Source organism: Peribacillus faecalis (genome assembly GCF_014712675.1).
In the GTDB taxonomy this organism is placed as follows: domain Bacteria; phylum Bacillota; class Bacilli; order Bacillales; family DSM-1321; genus Bacillus_AD; species Bacillus_AD faecalis.
This window is the reverse complement of the sequence record NZ_JACXSI010000066.1, coordinates 1-14,254: the sequence shown is the minus strand read 5'-3', so window position 1 is coordinate 14,254 and position 14,254 is coordinate 1. Positions and strand designations below refer to the sequence as shown.

The following is a 14,254-nucleotide window of genomic DNA, read 5'->3' as shown; positions in this document are numbered from 1 at the left end:
TTTCTCGAAAATTGGTTATCATATTTAGTGAGGAAGGATCATTCAAGTAATTGATGTTTCACAAACTGCATTTCAAATTCGAAATGAGGTGTCTGTTAAAGACAAGACATTCGATTATCATCAGCTTTCCTAAAACGCAAGGAGATGGTACTCTTGCACGTTTCAAACGATTCAACAAAAAAACACTTATTTCAATAACTGGAATGAGGTGTTCGCTAAACGCTCCTTATCGCTTTATACGTGTTAATACGATAACGATTTAGGAAGTGGTTGCATTGAACGTTTAAGCTTCTCTTCATCATTACACTAAATGTCAAATGAGGTGTTGATCGCAGAGATTTCCAAGCAAAGTTGAGTACAATGAATTCATCCTTCCTCAAGCGAGAGACAAGGTGCACCAATCCGCGTGCATCTTGTCTTTTTTATTGCGGAACATGTATGATAAAATAGAAATTAATTTGAAAATTGCCGAAAGGATGAGTGTACTATGAGCGATTGCATTTTCTGTTCCATTATTAAAGGAGACATCCCTTGCGCAAAAGTATATGAAGACGAACACGTTCTTGCTTTCCTTGACATTAGCCAAGTGACAAAAGGTCATACTTTAGTCATCCCGAAACTACATAAAGAAAATATCTATGAACTGACGCCTGAAATTGCACGAAATGTTTACCAGGCAGTACCGAAGATTGCCGGTGCCATTAAAGCCGAGTTCAATCCGATCGGCCTGAATACGCTGAACAACAACGGCGAACATGCTGGCCAATCTGTTTTCCACTTCCACCTTCACCTAATTCCGCGCTACGGGAAAGAAGATGGCTTCGGCGCAGTATGGAAAACACACACAAGCGAGTACACAAAAGAAGATCTTCAAGAAATTTCTTCTGGTATCGCGAAACATTTATAAAGAAAAACCGGCACCGGTCCTTTTTCATTTTTGATTTTACTCCTTGATTCCCCTTCAATGAAAAAGGAGACCCCGAAAAACCCGGTTTTGGACTGGGTGCAAATAATGAACATCGGCTAAAATACGTCACGTCCTGTGACAACACCGATGTGACCTACATCCTGTAGGCCTCGAGCTTGGCAGGTGTAAGGTTAGACAACTAAACAAGTTCGAAGTAATGTAGTCGGGGCATTGTTCCCGGCTTTTTCTTTTGCTTGCTTCCGAGGTCTTTTCGCCCCCTGCCCGATAAAAAAGTGGCTTTTCGTTCAACAAATGGCAGATAATATTGTTGAAGCGCAATTTATTTAATGAAGGCTAGCTAAAACTCGAAGCTCCCAAAACAAACTTCGGAATCAGATAAATTATCCTCATTATATCCTACCTGTTAAACAGTTTAATAACTGAAAAACCGAAAGAAAACAATAAAAATAATTCGGTTTGTTCGTAATTTTTATATTTTTCAAGACTTTAAACTTTCAAAAAATTATGTATTTTATTATGATTATTTGGTACGATAATATTAACTTTAGCACATTACAGCGGAAGGGGAATAAGTATGACACGCGCATATAATTTCAACGCAGGTCCAGCAGCATTACCAGAAGCAGTTTTAGAAAAGGCGAATAAAGAATGGCTGAATATCAATAATTCCGGAATGAGTGTTATGGAATTAAGCCACCGCAGCAAAGAGTATAATGCCGTCCATGAAAAAGCAAAAGCATTACTGAAAGAACTAATGAATATTTCTGATGACTATGAGGTGCTATTCCTCCAAGGCGGAGCCAGTCTTCAGTTTTCTATGATTCCGATGAACTTGCTTCCTGAAGGCAAAACAGCCGCTTATGTTTTAACAGGCGCTTGGTCGGACAAGGCGTTAAAAGAAGCTAAGAAAATTGGCAAAACACAAATCGCCGCTTCTACTAAAGAAGAAAGCTATACTTATATTCCTGCACTTGATCAGCTTCAATACGATGAAGATGCAGCTTACTTACACATCACAAGCAATAACACAATTTATGGAACACAGTGGAAAACATACCCGGACACGAAAAATGTTCCGTTAATAGCTGATATGAGCAGCGACATTTTGAGCACAGAAATCGATGTCAATCAGTTCAGCGTTATTTATGCCGGTGCTCAAAAAAATCTCGGTCCATCCGGCGTAACAGTTGTCATCATTAAGAAAGATTTGATTAAAAATGACCTGACAGACCTGCCGACAATGCTTCAATATTCAACGCACGCTGATAGCAACTCTTTATACAACACACCGCCGACTTTAGCTATTTACTTACTGTCATTGGTGCTGGAATGGGCAAAAGAGCAAGGAGGCGTAGCAGCACTGCAAAAAGAAAACGAGAAAAAAGCATTGCTTCTTTACAACACAATCGATGAAAGTGAAGGCTTCTACAAAGGACATGCAAGACCGGACAGCCGCTCATACATGAATGTCACTTTCACTTTACCAAATGAAGAACTATCAAAAAAATTCTTAGCAGAAGCAAAAGCTGCCGGATTTGTCGGCTTGAACGGACACCGTTCTGTCGGCGGTTGCCGCGCATCGATCTACAACGCCGTACCATATGCGCATTGTGAGAAACTTGCGGACTTCATGAAGAACTTTCAAAAAGATAATCAATAATTAGAAAAACCGTTACCGGCCCTTTTTCATTTTTGATTTCACTTTTCTTAAAAATTCAGGGACTGCTCACTTAGAACAGTCCCTTTTTAGAAAAACTTTACAGATATATTAATAGATATATATCAAATATCAACAACTAACATTAATTATAGCCATCTTTTAAAAAAACAATGCCAACAAAATAAGCAGTAATCCTCCAACTGCCGATAACATTGCCCTTCTCTTCAATATGTATTTCGACGGATAAACGCCACCAACTGCCATGAGCTTCATATGATATATTGTAATAACAAATAAAAGCACAGCAATAAAAAATAAAACAGGCTGCATCTTTTCTCCTCCTCAATTCCATGTCCCTATAAGTAGTTGATACTCCTACCTATATGTCCAACTTATGAAGAAAAGAACAAACGAAGAATTTTTGAAGGACAAACTATATTTATATAGCAAATCAAGACTTAATATTAGTTTATTCACCTTCGAATGTGATATATATAAATATAGGAATACTTTTCTATTATTTTTGAAGAAAAATTTTTCAATAAAAAGGATTTTATAAATCAATGTAGAATTTTGTTATATGGATATTTTTTTAAAATTTGGTATTTTTTATTAACTTCTTCGTATGATTCCTGTTTAGTTAATTTATTATTATTCTACTCTAAGAATGTTATTACACTTGAGGGGTGATTTAATTTGAATGGAAAACATCTGCTTCTCGGAATTGTTGCAGGCGCAGCTATTGCTAGTATCGGGACGTTACTCTATACGCCAACATCAGGCAAGAACTTGCGCAAAAACTTAAAAGACAATAAAGATGAGCTGCAAGAGATTCTCAGTGACATTAAACTCAAAGTTAATGAAATGAAAGAGGAAAGCATTTCAGCTTCTAAAATCAGCAAAGATGCCGTCAAACATTTCATCACTGAAAGCAAAGATCTTATGCAAGCCTGGAAATCCGATGTGGAACCGCATAAAACAGAAATACAGAAGCGAATTAAAGAGATTGAGAATACACTTGGAGAATTAGAAACAGTACTGGCTGAACCAAACAAATAAAGTTTACTGCAATCATTTGTTATATCTATAAAACAGTTTATTCTGTTGTTTCTACGCTAGCCAGTTATACCAGTTGCTTAATTTTTAAACAAGATTATTATTTAACTGCTGAATTATTGCTTATTTACAAGGTGATAATTCTGCGAAAAAAATAATTTCTAAAAATTTAGTAAATTTACTCTTTATTAATTTTTATTTTATTGTCATAATATATAGAAAATGATTCTTGAAAAGTAGGTGAATCTGTTATGCAAGAGAAAAGTTATTCTGTTAAGGAAGCCATGCTATACAGTCACAGAGTGGCTCAGTTAAGTAAAGCTTTGTGGAAATCGATTGAGAAAGATTGGCAAAATTGGATTAAACCCTATGATTTAAACATTAATGAACACCATATTTTATGGATTGCCTACCACCTGAATGGCGCATCCATTTCTGATGTTGCAAAATTCGGAGTTATGCATGTGTCAACTGCCTTTAACTTCTCAAAGAAATTAGAGGAGCGAGGACTGCTTACTTTCTTGAAAAAGGAAAACGATAAACGGAACACATATATTCAAATTACAGAAGAAGGTGAAAAAATCATCCTTAGCTTAATGGAAAATTTCGAACCTTCTAACAACGCCGTATTTGAAGCATCGCTTCCACTTTATAATTTGTATGGAAAGTATCCGGATATGATTGAAATTATGGCGATCATCCGTAACATTTATGGCGATGATTTCATGAAGATTTTCGAAACTTCTTTCAGCAATATCGATAGACAAATATCTGAAGTAGACGGTAAATTAGTCAACGACAGCAACAAAGAAGTCGAGCCTGTTTAAGTTTCAGACTCATAATGACTTCTGCAATTCTTTCATTAACGAAATATATACGCCTTGTTTTAGGCAAGCCTGAATTAATTCTCCAGGTGTAATTGAAGGTATCAGTTTGGACTTCAATTCGATAAGAAGCGGATTAAATGTAACATATCCCTCCGCTTTTTGTTTTTCAATCTCTTTGTTCAGGTTATCACAAAGATTTAACAATTCTTCCGTTTCTTTCCTCGATAAATTTTTATCTATAATCAAATAATATAACTGCATCTCCGTATCTCCAATCATTCGCAAAATCAATTGCTGATGATATTCAAGCTTGTCTAATCTTTTTTCAAACTCATTCATGCAGACCACCGCTTTTCTTTAAATTTCCATGCCATAAATACACTCAATTGCATCCTTTTTTGTCACTAAATATGTATTGCTTTTTAAATCAAATCATCGTAAAGTATTCTAGTATTTTTAATCATAATTTCTCCCTACGGAGGTCAATGACTACATGCATTGCTGGAAATCCATCAACAAAACAAGACTATACGGACGTTCAAGAATTCGCATAGTTTCCTTATTATTTATGCTGTGTTGCTTCATCTTCGTTTATCCTATTTTCAGCTTCTTTGCCGTGAATAATTTGAGCGATAAGCACGCATTTCTATTTATTATCGGAATTATAATGCTCTACCCGATCCATAAACTGCTTCATTTTATCCCGCTGTTAGCAGTAGCCAAAAGAACCGCATTTACACTAAAACCAAGAAAATATTTTGCTATTGATATTATGCTGAATGCGCCATTAAGAAAAAGGCTATTTATAATTGTACTAATTACGCCATTTTTGGTCGTTTCAACAATAATGCTGATTGCTTGTATACTATTGCCGGTTTATGCGCATTATTTCATCATTTTGTTTTCTTTTCACTTTGGCCTATGTGCCTCTGATTTTATCATGCTAAAAAATATCTTACAATCGCCCCATAGATGCTTTATTGAAGAAAATGAGGAAAGTTTTGAAATATTAGTGGAACAACCATAAGTCCGGGCATATGTAACATCCCGACAAAACATAGCAATCTCCGCACTATCTTTTTTTTCTGTTATTTGTTATGTTATTCATACAGAAATTGTATGAGGAACTAAGGGGGAATTACATATGCCTTCACTATATACAGCTGCTTTCATTATTTTTGCTGCTTTATTTTTATACAACATTAACAGTATGACGAGCCGTCTGTGCGTACAAAAGGAAATCGCCGAAGAAAAACAACTGGGGATATATCGGACAATCAATGTATGCATAACGATTCTACTACTCTCTTCATATGTAAAAATCTCATTTGCATAACAAAATTTACATAATCAAAAGTGCAATAGGTGCCGGCGCTGGAGTTGGACGTCTAAAAAGAAGAAGGTGAAGCAATAATAGCTTCACCTTTTTGTTTGCTGTTATAACCAAGTTGCACCGATGATGATTAAAAGAATAAACAGTACAACTAGTAACGCAAACCCTGATCCATAACCGCCGCCATATCCACCACCGCAACCGCAGCTTTCATTTGACATTTTGTTTCCTCCCTTCAGCATAGTAAATGTAACCTTATATTACCTATTTTTAAGAATGTGTTCTTAGCAAATAAACGCTGCTCCAACAATGATTAACAAAATGAACAATACGACCAATAAAGCGAAACCATTTGAATATCCGTAGCTCATTTTACATACCTCCTTTTTTTTGTACGTTACATTTTATGTAGAAAGACGGGAAGTGGATAGGTATGAGCCCATCAATTTCCTTTTATTTGAAATAAAACAGATTATTTTTTGCGAAAATTTTAATTTGTGATATAGTAGGCTTGTAGCAATATTCGAATTTTAAAAATAATTAGGGGTTGTTAAAATGAAAAAATGGATCGTACCCGTTGCGCTTACAGCCGGTTTAATCGGATTGACAGCATGCAGTAACGGTGAGTCTGAGGCGGTAGTAGAAACAAAGGCGGGTAATATTACACAGGAGGAGTTTTATGAAGCCCTGAAAGACGCAAGCGGTGATCAAGTTCTGCAACAGCTTGTTTATGAAAAAGTGCTTTCAGACAAGTATGAAGTATCGGACAAAGAAGTAGATGAGCAAGTAAACGAAATTAAAGACCAGTTAGGCGATCAATTCGAGGCTGCTCTTTTACAATATGGCTATAAAAGCGAAGATGATTTCAGAAACCAAGTGAAAACTTCAATGCTTCAAGAAAAAGCTGCTCGTGAACAGATTAAAGTAACAGAAGATGAAATGAAAGAGTATTACGAGAACTATAAGCCAAACATTACAGCTAGTCACATTTTAGTGGAAGATGAAGCGACTGCGAAGGAAGTAAAACAAAAGCTTGATGAAGGTGCAGACTTTGCTGAATTAGCCAAAGAGTACTCTACTGACCCCGGTTCAGCTGAAAAAGGCGGAGACCTTGGCTCATTCGGACAAGGTGCTATGGTTCCTGAGTTTGAAGAAGCTGCTTTCTCTTTAGAAGTTGGACAAGTCAGCGATCCAGTTCAATCTCAGCACGGCTGGCACATCATCAAAGTTACAAAGATTGATGAGAAAAAATCATACGACGATATGAAAGAAGAGATCAAAGAACAATTGATCACTGAAAAGCTAAATGATCCGCAAACTATGCAAAAAGTCCTTCAAGACGAAGTAAAAGAAGCGAAAATTAACGTCAAAGATAAAGATTTCAAAGACTTATTCAAAACTACAAATGAAGATGAAGAAAGCGAAGAAAAATAATCACACAAAGGGTGCTTCAATAGTGAATCTTTCACTGCTGAAGCACCCTTTTTTACGCCAATCATCCGGCTTCCTCAGAAGCATCACGCATTCTTCGCGCTTTTTCCTCTTGCATCCGTTCAATATACTTCTGTCCCTCTTGTTCAATGAAATCATTTTCGATTTGGCTTTCCTCTCTGCCTGTTTTAATAACCATAATCGCACTTATCGCTATGCCGACTAAACAGCTGATTATAAAAAATGATGGCATCCATATCCCCCTTTCATTTTAATAGCCGCAAAGGTTGTCCCGCTACTGCTGATGGTTTATTGTATGCGACATTGTTAGGGATATGCTTATTTCTATCATTTTTTAATAGAAGACTCTGTTATAGTTCAATGTTGATTTTGACAGATTACATTGATTCTCGCTGCGGGAGGCAACTCCTCCGTGATAAAGCAGGCAGGCCAAGACACCGTAAGGGAGAAGCGATGAGGAGGCTTGGCTCCTCGTCCCGCGAAAAGCGTACGCCGCAGAAATCAACAATATCGTTTAACAGAGCCTAATATAAAAAACAGGTGGAAGAAAAATGTCTGATTTCTCTTCCACCTGTTTTGCTTATTTCACTTGCTCTGTATTTTCGTATCTACTGTCCAAGAAGTCCGCTATGTGGACAATGTAGCCTTCGATTGTTTGCGGACTTCTTATGCAAGATCCCCATTCCGGCAATCCGTGATGGCACAAAATGCAGTGAGATACAGCATGAAGCTCTTCCATAGAAATCGAGATGTCTTCAGCTTCAAGTATTCTCGTGAAGAACAATACCCCATAAGGAATATGTCCGATCATTACACCTAACTGGTCCATTATAATTCCGGATGGCTTACGGTCGCTGAAGTCGCCTGTCGCTGTCGGAAATAAAAATGAAAACTCCTCGTACTCTTTGCCGGCATGATCATACTCTAAAATTTTGCCGATATCGTGATACAAAATACTTGTCATCACAATATCATAGTTCGGATCATTTTCCTGGTATTGCATCATTCCGTACAGCATTTTATACAAATGATCGATTGTCTCTTTCCAAACGAAATTTTGTGGATTATTTGTTCCCGCCTTAATTTGACTCCACAATTCTACCTTATGGGCCTTTTCTACAAAATTGATGAGCTTCATGACACCTTCGTAATGATTTTGCTCAAATTTAAGGATGTAACGAGCGAAGCGCATCAAGCCGACTGTATGTTTCAAAAGACCTCCCAAATAATTGTGGTGAAACCCTTTTGCTGCCGGACGAATGGAGAACTGCTTCCAAAACCGGTTCATCGCAGCTAGAGATATTTCTTTATACGGTGACTTCAGTTCGTGTATATAAGAAAATAACTCTACAGTCAGTTCTTCCAAATCTTGAGATGTGTAAGGCAATAATGAAAAAGGATTGATTCCTTCCTTGCTCGGTGACATCTTATAAACAGTAATCGATTTAAAACCTTTGTAGTCCTCGACTCTACCTTCAACAGTAAAGACAGAATATTCATCGAGAATCGGCACATAGTGATCGACTTCACCATTATTGTCCCACATTTTCGCATTAAATGTTCCGTTAGTATTGCTGAACCTGATTTTCAGAAATTGCTTGTTCGTCTTCGTCATTTCCACCGAATAGTCATTCAAAAGCAATGTTACCTTTATGTTGTTGCCCTGCACCTCGTTTTCAAGCGAGAAAGCTTCCTCCGTGTCCGGGAGAACAGGTATCGGGTAGTCAGCAATAATTTGCCGGCGCTCTTCCGGTGAGCAATCATATTCAACCGGGATTTTATCATAAAAATATAACCCATCTTTTTTCAACATTGTCACCCATTTCTAAGTTCATTTCTTTGTTTCATTGTAACGTTTTTCAAACCCATTATAAAGTAAGCTTTGAAGCGGATAACTGCACAATTTGATCTTTATTGAAATAAGGCAGCAAATAATCGTGACAAGTAAAGAAAATAATTTGTTGATTGCTTGCAATGCTCTTTAATATACTCATGACATTTTCGACTCTGCCGCGGTCAAAGTTTACAAATCCGTCATCGATAATAATCGGCATATCATTATTGGAAAACACTTGTCCGGCCAACGCTAACCGCAACGCGACATAAATACCTTCCTGCGTGCCTCTGCTCACTTCTTTTACTTCGAAAACAACGCCGTCTTTACGTTGAACCATCAGACCCGTATCATCTTTTTTCCAATAAAGACCGGTATATTCGCCGTCCGTAATCGCCTTGACGAACTTCTCAGCATTCCGCAATATTTCCGGAAACTTTTCATCCTTATAAGAATGGACTACTTTATTTAGCATATTTTTGGCTAAAGATAATGCCATCCACTCTTTTGCCTGCTCATCCAACTCTGATTTCTTCGCATAATATTGAAAGTTGCGCTCATCGAAGGTACCGGCTTCTTCAAGCTGATGAATATGGAATTTCCGATCTGCTAACAATTCGTCAAGCTCGGCAAGTCGTTGCTCGCATACTTCTCGCTCTTCTTCCAAATCACTGACCGTAAAACTATTAATCACTGAACTTCTTTGTTCCCAATATTGTCTTTCCTCTTCATATGAATTTAATTGAATCTGAATAATTTCAAGCTTCTCTTCATAGCCTGCTTTTTCTTTAGCCAGCTGCTGCTTCGTTAAAAACTCCGCCTCATTTTCACAAGTTGCTGCTTTAAATAGTTCCTGCAACTGGTCATGTAAATGCTTCTCTTGAAGCTGCAGCTCTCTAAGTTCTCCATCCAACCGGCGGGCCGTTTCGCTCCAATCCTCTCTTTGAAGCGCAAACTTAGTTGTTTCTTCTAACTGTTTCTTTAAAATCAACGCTGCCTCGACATAAGATTGTACAGCAGTTCCCGCATACTGCTTGCAATAATCAATCAGCGTTTCTTCCACTTCATTTATTTGAGCAGTTAAGGATGCTAGTTTCTCAGCCAGATGTTTATTCTCATAAATATACGTTTTTAATTGGGATATAGCATCATAGAGAAGCGGCAGTATCGAAGCGGGGATTCTCTTATCTCCCATTCTCCACTCATTAAGCACTTGCTCTTTTTGCAGCTCCAGGTTCGCCATATCCTGTTCCCACTTTTCAAACTCATCAATTGTCCGATAAAATAGAGCTTCGTGCTCTGCTTTTTTTACTGTTTCATTTTGCAGTAGACGCTCGGTTTCATAATCACGATCAAGCAAGGTCATTGCATGCTTAATATCATCTTTTGATACCGAAGATTTCCGACCTGTCATCTCACTTCTTTTTTGGCGCAGTTCTTGCAGTTGTTCTTTTAAGTCGTTAATGATGGAAGCAGGAACAAACCGGCCTTTCAACAGAAAAATAATAACTGCCGAAATCAGCATCATAATAGCGAACAACCATGATTGCATAATAACCGAAACGCCGGCACCGATGATCAAGATTGCTAAAATCAACAAAAACAGTTGATTGGCAGCCTTTTTGCTTGCCGCTTCCTTCTTTTCGCCCTTGATTATTTGTTTTTCGAGCGAGTTAATCGATTGATTGATAAGCTCCAGCTGCATATTTGCAGCACCATCATTTTCAAATCGGTCAACTTGTATCTCTAACGCTTCCTTATCCTCCTCAGAGAGCAAGTTTTCTTTCAAATTGCGCATTCGCTGTTTTATCGCATCGAGAGTTGTTTGCGCTTCTTCCTGTTTCTTATCCAGCATTTCCTTATCATGCTGCAGTCTTTTAGCTGTGTGATCAAGTTGAAGCACTAATTCCTTTTTCATCGCAGAATGATCGAGGCGAAGAATTTCTTCATCAGTCATGTTCAGATTCAGTTCATCTTTAAGACGCTGAATTTGGTCATCATTTTGCTGTTTCTGCTGCTGTAACTTTTGACGCTCATAAATAAGCGATTCTATTCTTACACTTCTGTCAATGGCCGCTTTTACAGCTCCTTGATTAATCAAAAGCTCTTCATTAATTTGAATGCCTTCATTTTTACTTTCCATTTGCTCTTTACGTATTTTAGCTGATTGTACGGATGCTTCAATTGGCAAAAGAGCCGTTTTCAGCTGTTGAAATTGTTCCTCCGCTTCTGCAGGAATGACAATCCCTTCCATCTCCTTTAGCTTTTGGCTCAATCTTGCTTCTTCCAGCAATAACGGCTCGGCTACCAAATAATTTCGGCAAGTTTTAATATCATCACGAAGCTTTCTCAGGCGTTCTTCGATTTGCTCCTTTTCCTCTGAAAATTGACGGAAATCGCTTTTGTACTGCTCATACCTATCTTGTTCTTGTCCAGCTTGATTCAGACTTTCATAAGCCATTTTCGTATCCATCAACAATTGATTGATTTTCGGCAGTTTGCCTCCCGGTTTAAAGTTTGCATCCAACTCTTTTTGCAAATGCTGTTCGGCTTTCAGCAAATCATCGCTGCCAAGCAAACCGGCTGAGAGCATAAAACGGCTCACTTCATCTTCGCTTAACCTCTGAAGCTCGCTCAATCCATTTAAATCGAAGGAAAAAATCGATTGATAAGTAGATTTATCGATACCTTGCAGCAACTCTTCCAACGCAGCTTCAGAGCCTGTACTGCCGTCACTGTATGTGACCGTTACATCGCCGCTCGCTTTCCCTTTTATTCTTTGAACCGTTACAATACCTTCTTCTTTTGTTTCCAGCACTAACTTACCTCCGTAAGAAGAATGGTCTTTCGGTTCATAGCGATTTTCATTTTGAATCTTAGTAGGAAAGCCGAATAAAACACTATGTATAAAGCTCATAATCGTTGATTTACCAGCTTCATTTTCACCGAAAAACACTTGGAAATCATGCAAGTCTGTAAATGTTCGATCCTTTATTTTCCCATAGCCATATATATGTATTTCCTTAATTCTCACTATTCATGGCCTCCTCTCGAAAGCAGCATCGTCAGCATTTCCTGTGCTTCTATAATCAGCTGCTTTTTCTCATCGGAAGATAGTTCAGTAATATACTTTCTTCCAAGCGAATGCTTATACAAAGGCTGTATCGCTTCGAATAAATCTTGCTCTGTCCACTCATAGCTATTGATCAGACCGACAATCGGATGACTGCCGTCCTGCACTGCGGTTTCTTGTACAGAAATGGCATATGGGTAGACAAAATGCTGCTTATATTCTTCATCCTCCTGAAGAATTTCCAATAAGTCATGCCTAAAGTTTTCATGTTTCATAAAATCAGTGTACCGATTGAACTTCAGCTCCACGAGCATGCTATAACTTTCCTGTCTCGCTTGCTCCATCATTGTACGGCAGTTCTTTAACAAATCATCAAAGCTGCAATTTTCCTCAAGGGATATGTTAAGCGTATCCCATACAATCGTTGAAGTTGGAACAAAATCCAACTCGGCATGTTTCCCCTTAATTTTCACATAATAACAACCCTTGACGCCGGACTCTTTCTTATGTCTGCCCTGAATGTTGCCCGGATAAATAATCGGAGGTGATAATGCCAGCTCCTGCCGCTTATGTATATGCCCTAAAGCCCAATAATCAAATGACTTCTCCATCAATTCATCAACAGTAAACGGCGCGTAACGACTGTGCTCGGATTGACCCTCAGCACTGCCGTGAAGCATGCCGATGTGATAATCCGCCCCTGGCTTTTTTTCATATTTATCGACAATGCTCTGATTGACGTGCTGCGTCGGATAGCTGTATCCATATATGTATGTTAAGCTGTCTTCTTTCCTGAACTCTTTAACTTCTGATTGGCCGGCAAAAATATGCACGTTGCTTGGCTGTTCGATTGAGATCCACTTCCCGCTGAGATGATCATGGTTTCCGTGAATGATGAACACTTGAATGCCATGCTGATTCAATCTTTCCATCTCTTTGCGAAATTTAACTTGTGTATGGAGATTTCGATTTTCCCCATCATAAAGATCCCCAGAAAAAAGCACAAAATCGACTTCTCTCGTTATCGCTTCATCAATCAGCTTCTGCAGTGATTCAAAGGTCGATTGTTTTATATGCTGGTACAATTCCTCCGGCAGTTTCCTCAAGCCTTTAAAAGGGCTGTCCAAATGCAAATCGGCTGCATGAATAAACGTTATTTCCTTCATCAATATCACCTTTTTCATACGGTTTTACAATACTACTTAAATTTACTTTATTGTAGCATAAACGGGAACATACTTTCTTATTTTCCTTCAATAGTTATATGTATCGCTAAAATTCGACTTTACATTTTATGGGTTACATGTGAAAATAAAGAAAAATGAAATAATTGGGTGGGGGATCTTGATGAAAGCATATAAACTAACAGCCTTCGACGCTACTGGTGAAAAATTGCTAGATGATACGATTCAAGCAGCTAATGATGAAGAGGCAAAAGAAAAAGGGGCAAGTCTATTAGCAGAGAAAAACCTCGAAGAAGCAACACATCGCTGCACTTCACCAAGCGGAAAATTGATACTGTTTCATAGGTAAACAGAAAAACCGTCACTGGTCCTTTTTCATCATGAATATGCTACTTAGATTCACCACGATGAAAAAGGAGCCATGCGGGAGGACTAAGATGAATCACATAGGAAACCCGAACTTGGTTTCTTGGGGGAGACAGCTTAGGACCGAGCATGGCAAGTGTAAGGTTAGACAAATTCAAAAGCGGAAGCGTACGTTTAGCACCGTATAAACTGGATAAAGGAAACACGACGAACGGAGCGAGTAGATATGTCTAGTTGCATCGGCCAGCCCCTCGGGTCATAAGCCATCTCTCCTTCGGAAATAAAAAACCGGATTTCCTACTGAGAGCTATCTTATGCTGGTCGGGGCTAAGCGGGCCGATTCCACATTTCAGCGTTGACTTATCGTAGGGAGGCTGCGAAAGTGCATTAGGTGCTGGGCGCTGAAGCTGGATGTCAAAAGCGGAAGCACAATCGAGTAGGAGGGGGCGATTAACCCCCGACCTCTCACACCACCGTACGTACGGTTCCGTATACGGCGGTTCAATTAAGATAATTGACGCAAGTATTCATAACGAGCTTG

The 14,254-nt window shown here is 38.5% G+C and carries 16 protein-coding genes; 8 read left to right on the top strand and 8 right to left on the bottom strand.

The annotated features are described in order from the left end of the window. The first annotated feature begins 487 nt into the window (after window positions 1–487). Window positions 488–907, top strand: a complete 420-nt coding sequence (locus IEO70_RS18200; protein WP_190999797.1) for an HIT family protein — start codon at window positions 488–490, stop codon at window positions 905–907. A gap of 595 nt (window positions 908–1,502) precedes the next feature. Beyond that, window positions 1,503–2,588: a 3-phosphoserine/phosphohydroxythreonine transaminase gene (gene serC, locus IEO70_RS18195; protein ID WP_190999796.1), complete on the top strand. Its 1,086-nt coding sequence runs from the start codon at window positions 1,503–1,505 to the stop codon at window positions 2,586–2,588. Window positions 2,589–2,747: 159 nt separating this feature from the next. Here serC and IEO70_RS18190 read toward each other — a convergent pair whose 3' ends face one another. Beyond that, a complete protein-coding gene (locus IEO70_RS18190) occupies window positions 2,748–2,918 on the bottom strand; it encodes a hypothetical protein (protein ID WP_190999795.1) in 171 nt (56 codons plus the stop codon). A gap of 366 nt (window positions 2,919–3,284) precedes the next feature. Between IEO70_RS18190 and IEO70_RS18185 the strand changes: the two genes are divergently transcribed. Both IEO70_RS18185 and IEO70_RS18180 read left to right on the top strand, forming a co-directional pair. Further along, window positions 3,285–3,647, top strand: coding sequence for a YtxH domain-containing protein (locus tag IEO70_RS18185; protein WP_190999794.1), 363 nt, complete (start codon window positions 3,285–3,287; stop codon window positions 3,645–3,647). 248 nt (window positions 3,648–3,895) lie between these two features. Further along, window positions 3,896–4,471 (top strand): HTH-type transcriptional regulator Hpr, encoded by a 576-nt coding sequence (locus IEO70_RS18180; protein WP_190999793.1) that lies wholly within the window; start codon window positions 3,896–3,898, stop codon window positions 4,469–4,471. A gap of 9 nt (window positions 4,472–4,480) precedes the next feature. Here the strand turns inward: IEO70_RS18180 and IEO70_RS18175 are convergent, their stop codons facing one another. Further along, window positions 4,481–4,810, bottom strand: coding sequence for a DUF1878 family protein (locus IEO70_RS18175; protein WP_190999792.1), 330 nt, complete (start codon window positions 4,808–4,810; stop codon window positions 4,481–4,483). 154 nt (window positions 4,811–4,964) lie between these two features. Between IEO70_RS18175 and IEO70_RS18170 the strand changes: the two genes are divergently transcribed. Beyond that, window positions 4,965–5,498 carry a DUF3267 domain-containing protein gene (locus tag IEO70_RS18170; protein WP_190999791.1) on the top strand — a complete coding sequence of 178 codons (534 nt, stop codon included), beginning with the start codon at window positions 4,965–4,967 and terminating at the stop codon, window positions 5,496–5,498. A 117-nt stretch (window positions 5,499–5,615) separates the two neighbouring features. After that, window positions 5,616–5,807 (top strand): hypothetical protein, encoded by a 192-nt coding sequence (locus IEO70_RS18165; RefSeq protein WP_190999790.1) that lies wholly within the window; start codon window positions 5,616–5,618, stop codon window positions 5,805–5,807. 101 nt (window positions 5,808–5,908) lie between these two features. Here IEO70_RS18165 and IEO70_RS18160 read toward each other — a convergent pair whose 3' ends face one another. Together IEO70_RS18160 and IEO70_RS18155 are read right to left on the bottom strand one after the other, a co-directional pair. Continuing rightward, window positions 5,909–6,025 carry a YjcZ family sporulation protein gene (locus tag IEO70_RS18160; protein WP_190999789.1) on the bottom strand — a complete coding sequence of 39 codons (117 nt, stop codon included), beginning with the start codon at window positions 6,023–6,025 and terminating at the stop codon, window positions 5,909–5,911. Window positions 6,026–6,088: 63 nt separating this feature from the next. After that, the gene (locus tag IEO70_RS18155) at window positions 6,089–6,175 is read right to left on the bottom strand and encodes a YjcZ family sporulation protein (RefSeq protein WP_190999881.1); all 87 of its coding nucleotides are present in this window, start codon (window positions 6,173–6,175) and stop codon (window positions 6,089–6,091) included. Window positions 6,176–6,359: 184 nt separating this feature from the next. Here IEO70_RS18155 and IEO70_RS18150 point away from each other — a divergent pair, with 184 nt between their 5' ends. Then, window positions 6,360–7,238, top strand: a complete 879-nt coding sequence (locus IEO70_RS18150) for a peptidylprolyl isomerase (protein ID WP_190999788.1) — start codon at window positions 6,360–6,362, stop codon at window positions 7,236–7,238. Window positions 7,239–7,299: 61 nt separating this feature from the next. Here IEO70_RS18150 and IEO70_RS18145 read toward each other — a convergent pair whose 3' ends face one another. The 4 genes from IEO70_RS18145 to IEO70_RS18130 all read right to left on the bottom strand — a co-directional run bounded on the left by IEO70_RS18145 (window position 7,300) and on the right by IEO70_RS18130 (window position 13,329). Next, a complete protein-coding gene (locus IEO70_RS18145; protein WP_190999787.1) occupies window positions 7,300–7,488 on the bottom strand; it encodes a sporulation YhaL family protein in 189 nt (62 codons plus the stop codon). 348 nt (window positions 7,489–7,836) lie between these two features. Beyond that, complete coding sequence (locus tag IEO70_RS18140; protein WP_190999786.1) at window positions 7,837–9,069, bottom strand: HD domain-containing protein; 1,233 nt, start codon at window positions 9,067–9,069, stop codon at window positions 7,837–7,839. Between the two features lie 55 nt (window positions 9,070–9,124). Beyond that, window positions 9,125–12,124, bottom strand: a complete 3,000-nt coding sequence (locus IEO70_RS18135; RefSeq protein ID WP_190999785.1) for an ATP-binding protein — start codon at window positions 12,122–12,124, stop codon at window positions 9,125–9,127. Next, window positions 12,124–13,329, bottom strand: a complete 1,206-nt coding sequence (locus tag IEO70_RS18130) for a metallophosphoesterase family protein (protein ID WP_190999784.1) — start codon at window positions 13,327–13,329, stop codon at window positions 12,124–12,126. Before IEO70_RS18130 ends, IEO70_RS18135 begins: the two co-directional genes overlap by 1 nt. 181 nt (window positions 13,330–13,510) lie before the next feature. Here IEO70_RS18130 and IEO70_RS18125 point away from each other — a divergent pair, with 181 nt between their 5' ends. Next, a complete protein-coding gene (locus IEO70_RS18125) occupies window positions 13,511–13,696 on the top strand; it encodes a YhzD family protein (protein WP_190999783.1) in 186 nt (61 codons plus the stop codon). Window positions 13,697–14,254: the final 558 nt, after the last annotated feature.

Excerpts from the sequence above, each read along its gene's own strand:
- IEO70_RS18180 (WP_190999793.1), top strand. The coding sequence starts at position 3,896 with ATGCAAGAGAAAAGTTATTCTGTTAAGGAAGCCATGCTATACAGTCAC.
- IEO70_RS18190 (WP_190999795.1), bottom strand. The coding sequence starts at position 2,918 with ATGCAGCCTGTTTTATTTTTTATTGCTGTGCTTTTATTTGTTATTACA.
- IEO70_RS18140 (WP_190999786.1), bottom strand. The coding sequence starts at position 9,069 with ATGTTGAAAAAAGATGGGTTATATTTTTATGATAAAATCCCGGTTGAA.
- IEO70_RS18150 (WP_190999788.1), top strand. The coding sequence starts at position 6,360 with ATGAAAAAATGGATCGTACCCGTTGCGCTTACAGCCGGTTTAATCGGA.
- IEO70_RS18130 (WP_190999784.1), bottom strand. The coding sequence starts at position 13,329 with ATGAAGGAAATAACGTTTATTCATGCAGCCGATTTGCATTTGGACAGC.
- IEO70_RS18175 (WP_190999792.1), bottom strand. The coding sequence starts at position 4,810 with ATGAATGAGTTTGAAAAAAGATTAGACAAGCTTGAATATCATCAGCAA.
- IEO70_RS18170 (WP_190999791.1), top strand. The coding sequence starts at position 4,965 with ATGCATTGCTGGAAATCCATCAACAAAACAAGACTATACGGACGTTCA.
- IEO70_RS18155 (WP_190999881.1), bottom strand. The coding sequence starts at position 6,175 with ATGAGCTACGGATATTCAAATGGTTTCGCTTTATTGGTCGTATTGTTC.
- IEO70_RS18125 (WP_190999783.1), top strand. The coding sequence starts at position 13,511 with ATGAAAGCATATAAACTAACAGCCTTCGACGCTACTGGTGAAAAATTG.
- IEO70_RS18145 (WP_190999787.1), bottom strand. The coding sequence starts at position 7,488 with ATGCCATCATTTTTTATAATCAGCTGTTTAGTCGGCATAGCGATAAGT.
- serC (WP_190999796.1), top strand. The coding sequence starts at position 1,503 with ATGACACGCGCATATAATTTCAACGCAGGTCCAGCAGCATTACCAGAA.
- IEO70_RS18165 (WP_190999790.1), top strand. The coding sequence starts at position 5,616 with ATGCCTTCACTATATACAGCTGCTTTCATTATTTTTGCTGCTTTATTT.
- IEO70_RS18160 (WP_190999789.1), bottom strand. The coding sequence starts at position 6,025 with ATGTCAAATGAAAGCTGCGGTTGCGGTGGTGGATATGGCGGCGGTTAT.
- IEO70_RS18200 (WP_190999797.1), top strand. The coding sequence starts at position 488 with ATGAGCGATTGCATTTTCTGTTCCATTATTAAAGGAGACATCCCTTGC.